A 15,369-nucleotide genomic window follows, 5' to 3' on the forward strand; every position below is an offset into this window, starting at 1 on the left:
CTCACGCGCGCATCAACGCCTCGATCTCATCCGCCTTCACCGGCACCCCCCGCGAAATCAGTTCGCAGCCCGTGGCCGTGACGATCGCGTCGTCCTCGATGCGGATGCCGATGTTGTGGAATTGTTCGGGCACGCCCTCGCCCGGCCGCACGTAGATGCCGGGTTCCAGCGTCAGCACCATGCCCGGGTGCAGGATGCGGCTGGGTCGGTTCTTGATGAGTTCGTTGGACAACGGGTCCTTGCGCTCGCTCACCTCGCCCACCTGCGTGGGCTCGACGTAGCTGCCGCAGTCGTGCACGTCCATGCCCAGCCAATGGCCGGTGCGGTGCATGTAGAACTGGAAGTAGGCGCGCGAGTCGATCACGTCGTCGACGCTGCCGACCTTGTTGCCGTCGAGCAGGCCCAGGTCGAGCATGCCCTGCGCCAGCACCTTCACGGCCGCGTCGTGCGGGTCGTTGAAGCGGTTGCCGGCTTTGGTGGCGGCGGCCGAAGCGTCCTGGCTGGCGAGCACCAGGTCGTACAGCGCGCGCTGCGGGCCGCTGAATTTACCGTCGGCGGGGAAGGTGCGGGTGATGTCGCTGGCGTAGCCGTCGAGTTCGCAGCCGGCGTCGATCAGCACCAGCTCGCCCTGGCGCACGGGCGCGGCGTCGGCGCGGTAGTGCAGCACGCAGGCGTTGGCGCCGGCCGCGACGATGGAGCCGTAGGCCGGGTACTGCGAGCCGCCCAGGCGGAACTCGTGCAGCAGCTCGGCGTCGAGGTGGTACTCGCGCACGTCCTTGCCCTCGCGCAGCATGCGCGCCGACAGCTGCATCGCGCGGATGTGGGCGCGGGCGCTGATCTGCGCGGCGCGGCGCATGATGTCTTGTTCATGCGCGTCCTTGACCAGGCGCATCTCGTCGAGCGGGCCGCACAGGTCGCGCTGCTCCTCGGGGCACAGCGCGCCGTAGCGCACGCGCGCGCGCACCGACTGCAGCCAGCCGTCGATGCGGGTTTCGAGGCCCTTGTGGGTGGCGAAGGGGAACCACACGGTCGATCGGTTCTCGAGCAGCTTCGGCAGCTTGGCGTCGAGGTCGTTCACCGAGAACGCCTCGTCCACGCCCAGCGCGGCGGGGGCGGCGTCGGGGCCGAGGCGGTAGCCGTCCCAGATCTCGCGCTCGAGGTCTTTGGGCGCGCAGAACAGCGTGGCGCGGCCGTCGCCTGCCAGCACCAGCCAGGCATTGGGCTCGGTGAAGCCGGTCAGGTAGTAGAAGTAGCTGTCGTGGCGGAACAGGAAGTCGCTGTCGCGGTTGCGCTGGCGCTCGAGCGCGGTGGGAACGATGGCGATGCCGTCTTTGCCCAGTTGCGAAGCGAGGCGCGCGCGGCGCTCGGCGTAGATCGTGGCGGTGTCTGCGAAGGTCATTTTGGCGTGTTCAGTTGGGCAAGCCGTTCGGGAGTTCCCACGTCGGTCCAGGGGGCGGTGTAGAGCTCGGCGCTCACTTGTTCATTGTCCATCGCAGCGCGCAGGATCGGGGCCAATGGGGCCTTGACGCCGCCCGGGTTGCCCGCCGCGATGCTGCTGTACGGCGGCGCGAACAGCGCGGCGCGGTACAGGCCGATGGTCGAGAAGGTGTATTTGTCGGCCGCCTGGTTCAGCGCGAGCCCCTCGGCCGAGAGGCCGAAGTCGCCCTTGAGGTTGTGCGCCGGGTTCGGCACCAGCCACAGGTGGGCGAGCTTGCCGCTGGCCAGGAAGCGGTCGACCGCGGCCTGCGTGAAGCGGAAGTCGGGCGCGAACACGTCGCCGGCTGCGACCCAGAACACCTCGCCCAGCAGCGGCAGCGCTCGCACGATGCCGCCCGCCGTTTCGAGCGCGCCGCCGAAGTCGCGGCCCTCGTCGGAATAGGAGATGGACAGCGCGCCATGCCCCTCCAGCACAGGGTTCGCGCCGAACCGGGCGGCGACCTGCGCGCCGAGCCAGTCGGTGTTGACCACCAGTTCGGTGAAGCCGCCCTTGGCCAACGCTTCCATCGGCCACTGCATCAGCGGCTTGCCGCGCACGTCGAGCAGGGGCTTGGGCGTGGCGTCGGTCAGCGGTCGCATGCGTTCGCCGCGGCCCGCGGCCAGGATCATCGCGCGCACCGCCGTCACCGCACCGACCCGGCCACACGGCCGCGTTGCAGCTCATTGCGTTCGCTGTGGCGGGGCTGGAACAGCGCCACCAGGCAGGCCATCAGCGCATGCGCCTTGGCCGAGTGGTCGGCGCCGAAGTTGCACACGTACACGTCGAGCGTCACGCCGCGCTGCTCGGGCCAGGTGTGGATGCACAGGTGCGATTCGGCCAGCAGCAGCGTGGCCGTCACGCCGCCCGGGCCCTGCGGCGTGGCGGGAAAACCGTGGACCAATTTGCCCACGGCCTGCAGCCCCGCGGCCGTCACGGCCTTGGTGCAGACCTCGCCGAGCGCGCGCCCGTCGGTGAGCCATTGGAGGCCGCATTGGCAGTCGTGGAGATCGGCGGTGAGGTGCAGCCCTTGCATGGGGGGCAACTCTAGCAGCCGTGCCTGCGACACAAGAGAGCATCAGCGGGGTGTTGGCCCTGTATCGAGGCCGGGCGCGGCTCGCCCGGTAAAATCTCGGGTTCTCCCGTATCCCCCACCCACCCTTTTCCCCCGAAAGCCCACTGCCCATGGCAAACCAAGCCCTGATGGCCAACGCGATCCGCGCGCTGGCAATGGATGCCGTTCAACAAGCAAATTCCGGACATCCGGGCGCACCGATGGGCATGGCCGACATGGCCGTCGCCCTGTGGGGCGAGCACCTGCGCTACAACCCCGCCAACCCGCATTGGTTCGACCGCGACCGCTTCGTGCTGTCCAACGGCCACGCCTCGATGCTGATCTACGCGGTGCTGCACCTCACGGGCTACGACCTGCCCCTGGCCGAGATCAAGAACTTCCGCCAGCTGCACAGCAAGACCGCCGGCCACCCTGAAGTCGACGTCACCCCCGGCGTCGAAACCACCACCGGCCCGCTGGGCCAGGGCATCACCAACGCCGTGGGCTTCGCGCTGGCCGAGAAGCTGCTCGCCGCCGAGTTCAACCGCAAGAACCTCGCCATCGTCGACCACCACACCTACGCCTTCCTGGGCGACGGTTGCGTGATGGAAGGCATCAGCCACGAAGCCTGCGCCCTCGCCGGCGCCTGGCACCTGAACAAGCTGATCGCCCTGTACGACGACAACGGCATCAGCATCGACGGCCAGGTCAAGCCCTGGTTCATCGACAACACCGAAGAACGCTTCAAGGGCTATGGCTGGAACGTCATCGGCCCGATTGACGGCAACGACGCCAAGGAAGTGGCCCAGGCCATCGCCAAGGCCAAGAAGGAAGCCACCAAGCCCACGCTGATCGTCTGCAAGACCACCATCGGCAAGGGCAGCCCGAACCGCGCCGGCACCGCCAAGGCGCACGGCGAGGCGCTGGGTGCCGAAGAAATCAAGCTCACGCGCGAAGCCATCGGCTGGCCCTACCCCGCCTTCGAAATCCCGGCCGACGTGTACGCCGACTGGGACCACAAGGCCGAAGGCGCCAAGACCGAAGCCGCCTGGAACGACACCTTCGCCGCCTACACGGCCGCGTACCCCGAACTCGCCGCCGAGTTCACGCGCCGCATGAAGGGCGAGCTGCCCAAGAACTTCCACCAGGTCGCCTTCGACACCGTGGTCGCCGCCCACACCAAGGGCGAAACCGTCGCCAGCCGCAAAGCCAGCCAGCTCGCGCTGGAAGCCTTCACGGCCGCGCTGCCCGAAATGCTCGGCGGCAGCGCCGACCTCACGGGCTCCAACCTCACCAACACCAAGAGCACCGCCGCGCTGCGCTTCGACGCCAAGACCGGCGCCGTCGTGCTGAACGCGCCCCCCGCACCGGTGGTGCCCCAGGGCGGCGAAGACGAAGCCGCACAAGGCGATGCCGTCGAGCCGCCGCACGGCGAGATCGGCCGCCACATCAACTACGGCGTGCGCGAATTCGGCATGGCCGCCATCATGAACGGCGTGGCGCTGCATGGCGGCTACATCCCCTACGGCGGCACCTTCCTCACCTTCAGCGACTACAGCCGCAACGCCATCCGCATGGCCGCGCTCATGAAGCGCCGCGTGGTGCACGTGTTCACGCACGACTCCATCGGCCTGGGTGAAGACGGCCCGACGCACCAGTCGATCGAGCACGCCGCCTCGCTGCGCCTCATTCCCAACCTGGACGTCTGGCGTCCGGGCGACACGGCCGAAACCGCCGTGGCCTGGGCTGTCGCACTGCAGAACGCCACGCGCCCGACCGCGCTGCTGCTGAGCCGCCAGAACATCGCCTACGCCGCCAAGAGCGACCTGGGCGACATCAGCCGTGGTGCCTACGTGCTGTCCGAGCCCGAGAACGTCGGCCTCAAGAACAAGAAGACGGCAGCCGTCATCATCGCCACCGGCTCCGAAGTGCAGCTCGCGCTGGCCGCCCAGAAGCTGCTGGCCGACAAGAAGATCGCCGTGCGCGTGGTGTCGATGCCTTCGACCACCACCTTCGACCGCCAGGACCTGGCCTACAAGAAGGCCGTGCTGCCCAAGAAGATCCCGCGCGTCGCGGTCGAAATGGGTTGCACCGACGGCTGGTGGAAGTACGGCTGCGCGGCCGTGGTTGGCATCGACAGCTACGGCGAGTCGGCCCCCGCGCCCGTGCTGTTCAAGCACTTCGGTTTCACGGCGGAGAACGTGGCCGCCACCGTGGAAGCGGCCCTGCGCGACTGAGCGTCGCGCGGTTCGTCCGCTTCCCGTCCGATCAAAAAGTTTTTCAACCTTAGGAGCAAGTCAGATGGCTATCAAACTCGGTATCAACGGCTTCGGCCGCATCGGTCGCAACGTGCTGCGCGCAGCCGTGCAGAACTTCAAGAACGACATCGAAATCGTTGCCATCAACGACTTGCTCGAGCCGGAATACCTGGCTTACATGCTCCAGTACGACTCGGTGCATGGCCGCTTCAAGGGTGAAGTGACGGTCGAAGGCAACACGTTGATCGTGAACGGCAAGAAGATCCGCCTGACGCAAGAGCGCGACCCGTCGCAGCTCAAGTGGAACGAAGTCGGCGCCGACATCGTGCTCGAGTCGACCGGCCTGTTCCTCACCAAGGAAACCGCGCAGAAGCACATCGACGCAGGCGCCAAGAAGGTGATCCTGTCGGCCCCCTCGAAGGACGACACCCCCATGTTCGTCTACGGCGTGAACGACAAGAAGTACGCCGGCGAAGCCATCATCAGCAACGCCAGCTGCACCACCAACTGCCTGGCCCCGCTGGCCAAGGTGCTGAACGACAAGTGGGGCATCAAGCGCGGCCTGATGACCACCGTGCACGCGGCCACCGCCACGCAAAAGACCGTCGACGGCCCGAGCAACAAGGACTGGCGCGGCGGCCGCGGCATCCTGGAAAACATCATTCCCTCGAGCACTGGCGCTGCCAAGGCCGTGGGCGTGGTGATCCCCGAGCTCAACAAGAAGCTCACGGGCATGAGCTTCCGCGTGCCGACCTCCGACGTGTCGGTGGTCGACCTCGTGGTCGAGCTCGAGAAGGAAGCCACGTACGCCGAGATCTGCGCCGAAATGAAGGCACAGAGCGAAGGCGCGCTGAAGGGCGTGCTGGGCTACACCGAAGACAAGGTGGTCGCCACCGACTTCCGCGGCGACCCGCGCACCTCGATCTTCGACGCCGAAGCCGGCATTGCCCTGGACAGCACCTTCGTGAAGCTCGTGAGCTGGTACGACAACGAATGGGGCTACTCGAACAAGTGCCTCGAGATGGTGAAGGTCGTGTCGAAGTAAGACTTCGCGGCTCCCATAAGAAACGCGCCCTCGGGCGCGTTTTTTCATGGGCGAATGGTCGTCGAGCCGCTCAGCGCAGCTTCTCGTTGCGCCGGATCTCGCTGCTGAGCTGCGCCGTCATCCGCGTGGCGGCGCGCCGTGCGGCCAGCCCGTAGTCGCCGTTGAACTCGCCGAACTCCGCTGTGCCGTTGCCGACCGCGCGCACGCGCGTGACTTCGGCGCCCGCGGTGTCCGTCACCACGCACGCCACCTCGGCCGTGAACGCGGTGGGCGGCCAGGTGATCCATGAGGACGAACTCGAATCGGTCTTGATCTGCGGCGTGAACACCAGCGACACGCCCGCCGCTTCGTTGGCCTTGGCATCGCCCGCGGTGCGCAGCACGACCACGTTGCGGTAGACCCCGCGCAGCGCATCGCGGATCGACTTTTCCAGGTCGCGGTACGGGTAGTAGCTCACGCGGTCGCCGCTGCCGCCGGCGGTGATCACCTGCAAATCGCGCTGTGCGTCGGTCATCACGTAGGCCACCTTCTTGGGGATGAGGTGGGCGGTCGACCGGGGCGGTGCGGTCTCGGTGATCATCGTGATTGGGTGGGAGCAGCCCGCCAGCAGCGCGACGGTTGCCAGCGCTGCGGCCAGCCGGGGCATCGGAGAAGAAGTAAGAAACGACATGGTGCTTCTCCGGCCTTACTGCGCAGACGGCGCGATGGCCGCAACGAACTGCGGATCGGCATACACCTGCCGCAGCAGCGCCCGCACCAGCCGCGGATACGCCGCCTGTCCGGCGGGCACGGCCACGATGTTGGCGTAGCTCGAATCGAAGGCGATCTCGCCGCGGTAGGTCTTGCGCAGTTTCTGCGCGGCGTTGCGCGTGACGGTGACTTCGACGTCCATGCGGCCGGAGCCGTTGATCACGCCCAGGTCGAGCTCGTTGACGAGGATGCGTGCCGCGATGCGGGTCGGCGCCTTGGGGTCGTAGACCGAGATCTCGCCCAGGTCGCGCATCAGCGCGTCTTCGAGGTACTGGGCGAAGGTGCCGCTGGGCGACACCAGCCTGGCGCGGCGCAGGCCCAGGGTGTTGATCCTGTCGTTGGGGTCGGTGGGTTGCACCTTGGCGACCGCGACCTTGCCGGGGTTGTGGGCCTCGAGCCGGTCGAGCGCCTCGTAATCGGCGGCATAGGGCGGTGCGCCGAGCTGCGCGCAGCCCGTGGCCAGTGCAGCCAGCAGGAGCGCGCCAGTGCGCATGCGTAGACCCTGCGGTCTGAAGACGATCGCCATGTCTTGAACCCCCTCGTCCGAGATGTCTTCTTCTCCCCGGCGCGAGGGTAGCAGGCATCGCGCCGCGCGCGAAGGCTGCGGCGCGGCGAACTCAGATCGGTTCGAGCACGTGGATCAGTTTGCTCTCGGTGAACTCCCGGGTCTGGGCGCTGAAGGCGGCCATGTGCGGCGCGACCCCGTGTGCCTGCAGGGCCGGGAGCGAGGCCCATTTCTCGATCACCACAAAGGTGTCGGGCCCGAAGCTGGCCTTCGACGGCGGAACGCCCTGTGCGTCGATCGTGGCCCCGTACTCGATGCAGCCCTCTTCGGCGAGCACGGCGGCGCGGTTGGCGATGAAGGCTTCGAGCAGACGGGCGCGCTGGCCGGGCTTGGCGGTGATGACGGCAACGACTTGGATCATGGAACAGGGTCTCCGGTGAGGTGGTTCAGGGTGAAGGGAGCCACCGAATCTACGAGATCGCGCGCCGCCGCGCAGGTCCGGTGGGCGACAAGGCCGCCGCTCGGCCACCGCATGCACACGCCGCATGCGACACAGTTACCCGCGAGACACACTCTCGCCCCGCCACTGTCGCGCCGAGGTCATAGGATCAGGTCTTCTTCCGCATCGACCTGCCTTTTGCCATGTTCATCGTCACCCTGACCTACATCCGCCCGCTCGAGGAACTCGACGCTCTGATGGATGCGCATGTCACCTGGCTCAAGAAGCACTACGCCAGCGGCCTGTTCGTGGCCTCGGGGCGCCAGGTGCCGCGCAAGGGCGGCGTGATCCTCGCGCGCTCGGGCGACCGCGAGGGGCTCGAGGCGGTGCTCGCGCGCGACCCCTTCGTGCAAGGCGGCGTCGCGCGCACCGACGTCATCGAGTTCATCCCCAGCATGACCGCGCTGAGCGTCGAAGTGCTGCGCGGCTACTGACGCTGCGCAGTTTCAGAAGCCGATCAAGCCCCCGGCACTTCCTCGCGCCCGTCCGGGTGCCGCGCAAATCGCGCGGCCTCGGCACCATGCACCGGCGCCGGATCGGCCCAGGGCCAGCCACCAAATTGCGTGCGGCGGTAGTCGGCCATCGTCTGGCTGATCTCGGCCTGCGTGTTCATCACGAAGGGGCCGTACTGCGCCACAGGCTCGCCGATCGGGCGGCCCTGCATCAGCAAAAACTCGCCGTCGCCCTCGGGGCCGTTGCACAGTTCCACGGCCGCGTCCGCGCGCAGCTCGATGGCCGCCGGCCCGTCCACGCGCCGGCCTGCCACCTGTGCGGTGGCACCCTTGAAGAAGTACAGCATGCGCCGCGTGCCCTCGCCGGTGGCGGGCGGCAGCGTCCAGCGCGCACCGGGCGTCATGCGCAGCGTCCAGATCGCGAGGTCGGCGCCGGCCTGCGCGGCCCATGAATCGGGCGGCGGTGCGAGCGGGTCGATGGCCGCCTGGGCTTGTGCGTCATCGGCGCCGAAGCGTCCGGCGATCACCGCCACCTCGGTGCGGCCGCCCTGCGCGTCGTCCGAGGCGAAGCGCGGAATCGCCTCCGACCAGAACATCGTGAAGTGCGGCTCGGCCATCTTGTTCTTCGCCGGCAGGTTGAGCCAGATCTGGAACAGCTCCAGCGGGTTCGGCGCGCTGGCGTCGAGCAGCGGGAACATCTCCGAATGCACGATGCCCTTGCCGGCCGTGAGCCACTGCACGTCGCCGCCGCCGAAGCGCGCGGTGGCGCCCAGCGAGTCGGAATGGTCGATCAGGCCCTTGCGCACGATGGTCACCGTCTCGAAGCCGCGGTGCGGGTGCGAGGGAAAGCCCGGCACCGTCTCGCCGTGGTACATGCTCCAGCCGTCCTTGCGGCTGAAGTCCTGGCCGATCTGGCGGCCGGCCAGCGAGGCCTCGGGGCCCATGCGGCCGTTGGCCTTCGGGTACGCGTCGTCGTGGTAGACGCAGAACAGGAACGGGTCCAGCGTCTGCCACGGGAAGCCGAGTGGCTGGACCTGGACGATGGGAGACGGGCTGCTGTTGCTGCTGCTTTCGTTGCTGTCGGACATGTCGGGACTCCTGGGTGGGGTGGGCACGGCCGCCATGCGGGCCGTGCCTGAACCAGGAATATCGGGGCGCCGCCGCCTTTCGGTAGGTGCCTTCCGCGCAACGATCAAGAGCGCATATGGAACGATGGGCATCGTCCGGGCCGGTGTTACTGCGCGGGCATCTCGGCGTTCGGGTCCATGTAGACCAGTTCCCACAGGTGGCCGTCCAGGTCCTGGAAGCCGTGGCCGTACATGAAGCCGTAGTCCTTCGGCTCGCTGGGCGTCGTGGCGCCCGCGGCCACCGCCTTGGCGACCAGGTCTTCGACCTCGGCGCGGCTCTCGCACGACAGGCACACCAGCACCTCGGTGCTCGTGCGGGTGTCGGTGATGGCCTTGGTCGTGAAGGTCTTGAAGAAGTCTTCCATCAGCAGCATCGCGTGGATGCTGCCTTCATGGATGACCATGCAGGCGGCGTTGGCGTCGGTGAACTGCGGGTTGAAGGTGTAGCCCAGTGCGCCGAAGAACGCCTTGCTCTTGTCGAGGTTCTTGACGGGGAGGTTCACGAAGATCTGCTTGGTGGCCATGGTGTCTTGCCTGTGTCGATGAAGGGTTGATGGGGTGTTTGCCGACGTCTTGTGTACGCCGTCCACAAAAGATATCAAAGAAAATGGACGGTGTCCACATGATTTTTCGAAGCGCCGGAATCGGCCGGCACCACGTCGCTCAGGAGGAAGAAGAGCGGGCATCATGAACACCATGGAAATCGAGTTCAAGTTCTGCATTCCCCCCGACCGCCTGAAGGCGGTCGAAGCCGCATTGCGGCGCGGCGCCGTCGTGCGCACGCGCCTGCAAGCCCGCTATTTCGACACCGCCGACCAGCGCCTCGTCGCCGACGGCATGGTGCTGCGCCTGCGCAAGGAGGGCCGGCGCTGGGTGCAGACCGTCAAGGCCGCCGGCGACAACGCGCTGCACCGGCTCGAGCACAACGTCGACCTGGGCACCGGCGCCGCCGCGCCCGCCATCGACCCCGCGCGCCACGCCGGCACGCCCGTCGGCGAGCGGCTGGCCCGCCTGCTGCAGCCGGTCGATGGCGCCCCGGTGCCGCTGGTCGAGCGCCAGTCGACCGACATCGTGCGGCTCACGCGCGACCTGCGCGTGAGCGGCCCGGGCGGCGCCGTCGTCGAGATGGCGCTCGACGTCGGCAAGGTCGTCGTGCACGCGGGCACGCCCGCACAGCGCAGCTCGCCCGTGTGCGAGCTGGAGCTCGAACTCAAGAGCGGCGACGTGCAGGGGCTCGTGGCGCTCGCGCGGCGCTGGTCGCAGCAGCACGGCCTGTGGTTCAGCACCGTCTCGAAGGCCGAGCGCGGCATGCGCCTGCTGGCCGAACAGGAGACCGTGCTCGCCGTCAAGGCTGAGGCGCCGCGCTTTCCGCAGGGCCGAGACGGCCGCGCCCTCCAGCAGGCCGTGGTCGCGTCGTGCCTGGCCCAGATGCTGCCCAACGCCAGCGAGATCGCCGCAGGCAGCACCGACGAAGAACAGATCCACCAGCTGCGCATCGGCATCCGCCGCCTGCGCACCGCGCTGCGTGAACTCGCGGGGCTCGACGCCGACACGAGCCGCTTCGACGCAGCCGCCTGGGAGCCGCCGCTGGTCGACGCCTTCCGCGCGCTCGGCGATCTGCGCGACCGCGAACAGGTCGTGAAGCTTGCGCAGCCGCGGCTGCGCGAAGCGGGCGCGCCGGAGGTCGATCCGCTGGCGGGCGATGCCGACGGCGGCACAACGGCGTCCGTGCTGACGCCCGGCGACATCGTGCGCGCTGCGGCGTTCCAGGACGTGCTGGTGTCGCTGATCGGCTTCACCGCTGCCTCGCCCCCGTCGACGGGGTCCACGGCGCTGGCCGCCGACGAGGCCCGCCAACTCCTGCGCGAACGGCTCCAGCGCCTGCACAAGCAGGCCGTGCGCGACGGCGAGCGTTTCGAATCGCTCGCCACCGAGCATCAGCACCGCGCGCGCAAGCGGCTCAAGCGCCTGCGCTACCTGGCGGAATTTGTGGCGCCGTTGTTCGCCGAGGCGGAAGGCGGCAAAAAGAAGAAGGACGCAGCCGAGCGCTACCTGAAAGCCCTGCGCCCCGCGCAGGACGCGCTGGGCGAGTTCAACGACGAGGCGGTGGCGCTCGCGCTGTACCGCGAGGTCGCATCGCGCGACCCGCGCGCGTGGTTTGCGGTCGGCTGGTTCAGCGCGCGCCGTGCGGCGGGTGCGAAGGCTTGCCGCAAGGCGCTGGGGACGATCGGCGAGGCGCCGAGGTTCTGGAAGAAGTGACGGTGCTGTTGCGGCACCGTCGGCGCTGACATCAGGTCGAGAGGCCCAGGCTCAGCTGGGAGCCCGGCACGGCGGGGTCGATCTGCCTTCCCGCGAGTTTCTTTGCGGAAGCCCCTGCGATCCATGAAAAGAAGCTCATCCAGAACAGCACGGCACTCACACCGAACAGCTTGACGGATGACCAGAACTGTTCGGCAAGCGTGCGCTTGAGAAAAGCGTTGGTACCGCTGTCCGTGAGGATCGAACAGAGGATGCCGACTTCTTGCTCGGTGAACCCACTTCGCTCCGCGTTGGCGCTGGCAGGGCGCGTGCAGTCAGCGGCCTTGAGCGATTTGGAACCAAACGGAATGATCGAAGAGAGCGTGCCGAACTCCGTCGACGTGGCAAAGAAGGACCTCTGCGTCGCGTTGAGGGACAGGACCGTTCGATCGAGAAACAGGCTCCCGAAGCTCACTGCTGCGACAAGCAACCACCACATCATCCACGCGGCCCTCAGCTTTTGGGTGAACCCCGAAGGCAGCTCGTCTACTTTGACCTGCCGGGCATCTGGATCGAAGAAATCACCACAGAGGCGCAGGCGGTACATCTGCACATCGTTCAGCTTTGTCCAGCGAATGAGTTCATGGGCTTTTTCGAGCGACGAAACCGGAACGCCCGCCAAGATGCGGAACGAGATGAAGCTCGCCTCTTCCTCGGCGAACGCCCGGATTTCGGGGTCGGCGATTTCATGCTTCCCACGAACAAACTGCCAAAGCCGATGGACGATGACTTGACGTGATCCTGCGCGCTTCACGGCCCAGAAAAACGCAAACGCAATCAGGGCTGGCGGCAGGAGGCCCAGAAATCCGGAAACACTGGCGAGCTCCATTGCGTGCGCGGCTGCTTCTTAGTGATGGTGCCCATGCGCCCCATGCACATGCCGGTGCTCGATCTCCACCGGCAGCGCCGCGCGCACGTCTGTCACCTGCAGGCTGAACTTCAGCGCCTTGCCGGCCCACGGGTGGTTGCCGTCGAGCAGCACGACCGGGCCCTTGATCTTGGTCACGGTGAACACGTGCTCGGTGCCGTCGTCGAGCCGGCCCTGCAGCTGGCCGCCGACCTTCACGCCGGGCGGGAACTCGGTCTTGGGAATGGTGCGCACCAGCGCTTCGTCGCGCAGGCCGAAGGCGTCTTCGGGGGCGAGGTTCAGCGTGGTCTGGAAGCCCTTTTCCTGGCCGTCGAGCGCTTGCTCGATCTTGGGCAGGGTGTTCTCGTAACCGCCATGCAGGTAGGCCATCGGCTCGGGGCTGGCTTCGATGAGCTTGCCCTGGGCGTCGGCGACTTTGTACTTGAGGGTGACGACGGTGTCTTTTTCGATTTTCATGGCGGGCATTTTCTGTGGAAATCGATCCGCGTCCGAAGTCAGGTCATCCGCGCCCGCCACACATCCGGCAACGCCTCGTCCTCCCGCAGCTTCTGCGTCACCACCGCGATGAACGCCGACACCGCCCGCGGCAGGTGCTTGCGGCTGGGGTAGACCACGCTCAGCCCGTGCCCGGTGCGCTGGTACTGCGGCAGCACCGGCACCAGCCGCCCGGCCTCCACATCGAGCCGCCCCATGGCCGGCGGCAGCAGCGCGATGCCCAGGTCGGCGATGGCGGCCTTGCGCAGTGCCTGCGCGGTGTTGCCGCTGAAACGGCCACCCACCTGCACTTCTTCTTCCTTCCCGCCGGGCCCGGTCAGGCGCCACGTGGTGCGGCCGCTGGGGTGGGCGGGGGTCACGCAGTCGTGGTCGGCCAGCTCGCCCAGCGTGGCGGGCGTGCCGCGCGCGGCCAGGTAGGCGGGGCTGGCGACGAGGCCGTCGGTGCGCGGGCCGAGCAGCTGACGGGCGACGTACCCCGAGTCGGCCAGCGCGCCGCCGCGGAAGGCGATGTCGATCTGCTCGGCGATCAGGTCGGCCTTGGCGTCGCTGAGCACGAACTCGACGCGCACCAGCGGGTACGCCGACAGGAAGTCGGCCACCCAGGCCATGGGAAAAAAGTCGAAGAAATCGGCCGTGGCCGCCACGCGCACCCGGCCGCTGGGTTCCTGGCTGCCGGTGATGAGCGCCTGCCCGGCCTCGACCAGCCCGTCGACCGCCTCGGCGCAGCGTTCGTGAAACGCCTGCCCGGCGCCGGTGAGCGTGAGCTTGCGGGTCGAGCGCTGCAGCAGCCGGGTGCCGAGTTGCGCCTCCAGCTGCTGGATGCGCCGGCTCACGGTGTTGGGCGGCAGGCCCAGCCGCCGGCCGGCCTCGGCAAAGCTGCCGTGGCGCACCACCTGCACGAAGACGGCGATGTCGTTGAGGTCGAGCATGGCGGGGCCTATTCCTTCTGTTTGTGGACGAGTGCAATCCGACTCTACCGTCTAGTCGATCAATGCGTGCGTGCCTAACCTTGGGTCCGTGGCCTTGCGGCCTTCGACCACCCCCATTTCATTCAGGAGCACGCACCCCATGACCGGACAGCAGCAACAGCAACCCCGCATCGGCATCGTCATCGCCTCGACCCGCGAAGGCCGGTTCGGCGAGAAGCCCGCGCACTGGATCCACGAGATCGCCAAGCAGCGCGCCGACCTGGCCTTCGAGCTGGTCGACCTGCGCGACCATCCGCTGCCCTTTTTCAACGAAGCCGGCGCGCCCGCCTGGGGCCCGGTGAAGAACGAGGCCGCGCAGCGCTGGCAGGCCAAGCTGGCCACCTTCGACGGGCTCATCGTCGTCACGCCCGAGTACAACCACGGCCCGAGCGCAGTGCTGAAGAACGCGATCGACTGGGCCTACAAGGAGTTCATCCGCAAGCCGATCGGCTTCGTGGGTTACGGCGGTGTGGGTGCGGCGCGGGCCGTGGAACAGCTGCGCCTGGTCGCGGTCGAGATGCAGATGGCACCGGTGCGCCACGCGGTGCACATCGGCATGGTCGAGTTCCTCGGCATCTGGCAGCAGGGCAAATCGTTCGACGACTTCCCGCACCTGGCGCAGTCGGCCACGGGCCTGCTCGACGACATGGCGTGGTGGACCCGCGCACTGAAGACCGCCAGGGAGGCCGCATGACCGCAGCTGTTGTTGGCACAGACACCCGCGCCATCGTCTACCGCACGCGCGGCGCCAAGCACGGTCCGATCACGCGGCTCATGAGCCCGGGCGACCTGGGCGAGTACCTCAAGCCTTTCGTGTTCCTCGACCTGTTCGGCTTCGACACCACGGGCGGCCACAAGGGCTTCGGCATGCACCCGCACTCGGGCATCGCCACGCTGACCTGGCTCATCGAAGGCGACACGCTGTACGAGGACACGACCGGCGAACAGGGCGTGCTGCGCGGCGGTGGCGTCGAGTGGATGCGCGCGGGCAACGGCGTGTGGCACACGGGCGCACCGGCGCCGGGCGTGACGCGCGTGCAGGGCTTCCAGCTCTGGGTGGCGCTGCCGGCCGCCGAGGAAAACGCGCCCGCGCAGAGCATTTACCTCGCGCCCTCGCAGGTGCCGCAGGAAGGCCCGGCGCGCGTGCTGCTCGGGCGCTACGGCGCGGCGCAGAGCCCCATTCCGGCGCCCTCGCCGATGAACTACCTGGCCGTGCAGCTGAAGGACGGCGAACGCTGGCGCTACACGCCGCCCGCCGGGCACACGGTGGGCTGGGTCGCGGTGAATGCGGGTCGGCTCGACGCGGGCGACGGCACCGGCGAACCCATCGGCACGGGCGAGCTCGCGGTGTTCGAAGAGTCCGACGCGGCGCTCGATGTCGTGGCGCAGGGCGACACGGCCTTCGTGCTCGGCTCGGCGGTGCCGCATCCGCACGAGCTGGTGATGGGCCACTACTCGGTGCACACGAGCCGCGCGACGCTCGACCAGGGCGAGGCCGAGATCCGCCGCATCGGCGCAAAGCTGCGCGAGGAAGGCCGGCTGAACTGAACCACGCGTAAGCCAGCATGCGCCGCGC

At 68.0% G+C, this 15,369-nt stretch carries 17 protein-coding genes; 6 read left to right on the top strand and 11 right to left on the bottom strand.

Going from position 1 to position 15,369, the window contains the following annotated elements:
* Position 1 precedes the first annotated feature (1 nt).
* The 3 genes from CY658_RS13755 to speD are packed head-to-tail and all read right to left on the bottom strand — an operon-like array spanning position 2 to position 2,510.
* Positions 2–1,399, bottom strand: a complete 1,398-nt coding sequence (locus tag CY658_RS13755; protein WP_101490742.1) for an aminopeptidase P N-terminal domain-containing protein — start codon at positions 1,397–1,399, stop codon at positions 2–4.
* Positions 1,396–2,106 carry a nucleotidyltransferase family protein gene (locus tag CY658_RS13760; RefSeq protein ID WP_101491283.1) on the bottom strand — a complete coding sequence of 237 codons (711 nt, stop codon included), beginning with the start codon at positions 2,104–2,106 and terminating at the stop codon, positions 1,396–1,398. Before CY658_RS13760 ends, CY658_RS13755 begins: the two co-directional genes overlap by 4 nt.
* 14 nt (positions 2,107–2,120) lie before the next feature.
* Entirely contained in the window at positions 2,121–2,510 is a 390-nt protein-coding gene (gene speD, locus CY658_RS13765; RefSeq protein ID WP_101490743.1) for an adenosylmethionine decarboxylase, read from the bottom strand.
* Positions 2,511–2,659: 149 nt separating this feature from the next.
* Here speD and CY658_RS13770 point away from each other — a divergent pair, with 149 nt between their 5' ends.
* A complete protein-coding gene (locus CY658_RS13770) occupies positions 2,660–4,765 on the top strand; it encodes a transketolase family protein (protein WP_101490744.1) in 2,106 nt (701 codons plus the stop codon).
* 64 nt (positions 4,766–4,829) lie between these two features.
* Positions 4,830–5,831 carry a type I glyceraldehyde-3-phosphate dehydrogenase gene (gene gap, locus CY658_RS13775; protein WP_099794203.1) on the top strand — a complete coding sequence of 334 codons (1,002 nt, stop codon included), beginning with the start codon at positions 4,830–4,832 and terminating at the stop codon, positions 5,829–5,831.
* Positions 5,832–5,901: 70 nt separating this feature from the next.
* On the opposite strand, the gene CY658_RS13780 is transcribed toward gap, so the two are convergent.
* The 3 genes from CY658_RS13780 to CY658_RS13790 form a co-directional block, all read right to left on the bottom strand.
* The gene (locus CY658_RS13780) at positions 5,902–6,501 is read right to left on the bottom strand and encodes a hypothetical protein (RefSeq protein ID WP_101490745.1); all 600 of its coding nucleotides are present in this window, start codon (positions 6,499–6,501) and stop codon (positions 5,902–5,904) included.
* Between the two features lie 15 nt (positions 6,502–6,516).
* Entirely contained in the window at positions 6,517–7,074 is a 558-nt protein-coding gene (locus tag CY658_RS13785; protein WP_257884865.1) for a hypothetical protein, read from the bottom strand.
* A gap of 124 nt (positions 7,075–7,198) precedes the next feature.
* Positions 7,199–7,507 (bottom strand): putative quinol monooxygenase, encoded by a 309-nt coding sequence (locus CY658_RS13790; protein ID WP_101490747.1) that lies wholly within the window; start codon positions 7,505–7,507, stop codon positions 7,199–7,201.
* Between the two features lie 221 nt (positions 7,508–7,728).
* Here CY658_RS13790 and CY658_RS13795 point away from each other — a divergent pair, with 221 nt between their 5' ends.
* Positions 7,729–8,019, top strand: a complete 291-nt coding sequence (locus CY658_RS13795; protein ID WP_062473524.1) for a YciI family protein — start codon at positions 7,729–7,731, stop codon at positions 8,017–8,019.
* A gap of 23 nt (positions 8,020–8,042) precedes the next feature.
* Here CY658_RS13795 and CY658_RS13800 read toward each other — a convergent pair whose 3' ends face one another.
* Positions 8,043–9,125 (bottom strand): pirin family protein, encoded by a 1,083-nt coding sequence (locus CY658_RS13800; protein WP_101490748.1) that lies wholly within the window; start codon positions 9,123–9,125, stop codon positions 8,043–8,045.
* Positions 9,126–9,271: 146 nt separating this feature from the next.
* The gene (locus CY658_RS13805; protein ID WP_101490749.1) at positions 9,272–9,688 is read right to left on the bottom strand and encodes a VOC family protein; all 417 of its coding nucleotides are present in this window, start codon (positions 9,686–9,688) and stop codon (positions 9,272–9,274) included.
* A gap of 163 nt (positions 9,689–9,851) precedes the next feature.
* Here CY658_RS13805 and CY658_RS13810 point away from each other — a divergent pair, with 163 nt between their 5' ends.
* Positions 9,852–11,423, top strand: coding sequence for a CYTH and CHAD domain-containing protein (locus tag CY658_RS13810; protein ID WP_101490750.1), 1,572 nt, complete (start codon positions 9,852–9,854; stop codon positions 11,421–11,423).
* A gap of 31 nt (positions 11,424–11,454) precedes the next feature.
* Here the strand turns inward: CY658_RS13810 and CY658_RS13815 are convergent, their stop codons facing one another.
* Genes CY658_RS13815 through CY658_RS13825 form a run of 3 tightly spaced genes read right to left on the bottom strand, consistent with a single transcriptional unit; the run spans position 11,455 to position 13,754 of the window.
* The gene (locus tag CY658_RS13815; protein ID WP_101490751.1) at positions 11,455–12,291 is read right to left on the bottom strand and encodes a DUF6216 family protein; all 837 of its coding nucleotides are present in this window, start codon (positions 12,289–12,291) and stop codon (positions 11,455–11,457) included.
* 18 nt (positions 12,292–12,309) lie between these two features.
* Positions 12,310–12,786 (bottom strand): FKBP-type peptidyl-prolyl cis-trans isomerase, encoded by a 477-nt coding sequence (locus tag CY658_RS13820; protein WP_101490752.1) that lies wholly within the window; start codon positions 12,784–12,786, stop codon positions 12,310–12,312.
* 38 nt (positions 12,787–12,824) lie between these two features.
* A complete protein-coding gene (locus tag CY658_RS13825; protein ID WP_101490753.1) occupies positions 12,825–13,754 on the bottom strand; it encodes a LysR family transcriptional regulator in 930 nt (309 codons plus the stop codon).
* Between the two features lie 139 nt (positions 13,755–13,893).
* On the opposite strand from CY658_RS13825, the gene CY658_RS13830 reads away from it, so the two are divergent.
* A complete protein-coding gene (locus tag CY658_RS13830; protein WP_101490754.1) occupies positions 13,894–14,487 on the top strand; it encodes an NADPH-dependent FMN reductase in 594 nt (197 codons plus the stop codon).
* A complete protein-coding gene (locus tag CY658_RS13835) occupies positions 14,484–15,341 on the top strand; it encodes a pirin family protein (protein ID WP_101490755.1) in 858 nt (285 codons plus the stop codon). Before CY658_RS13830 ends, CY658_RS13835 begins: the two co-directional genes overlap by 4 nt.
* The last annotated feature ends 28 nt before the right edge of the window (positions 15,342–15,369 follow it).

Source organism: Variovorax sp. RO1 (genome assembly GCF_002849325.1).
Lineage (GTDB): Bacteria > Pseudomonadota > Gammaproteobacteria > Burkholderiales > Burkholderiaceae_C > Variovorax.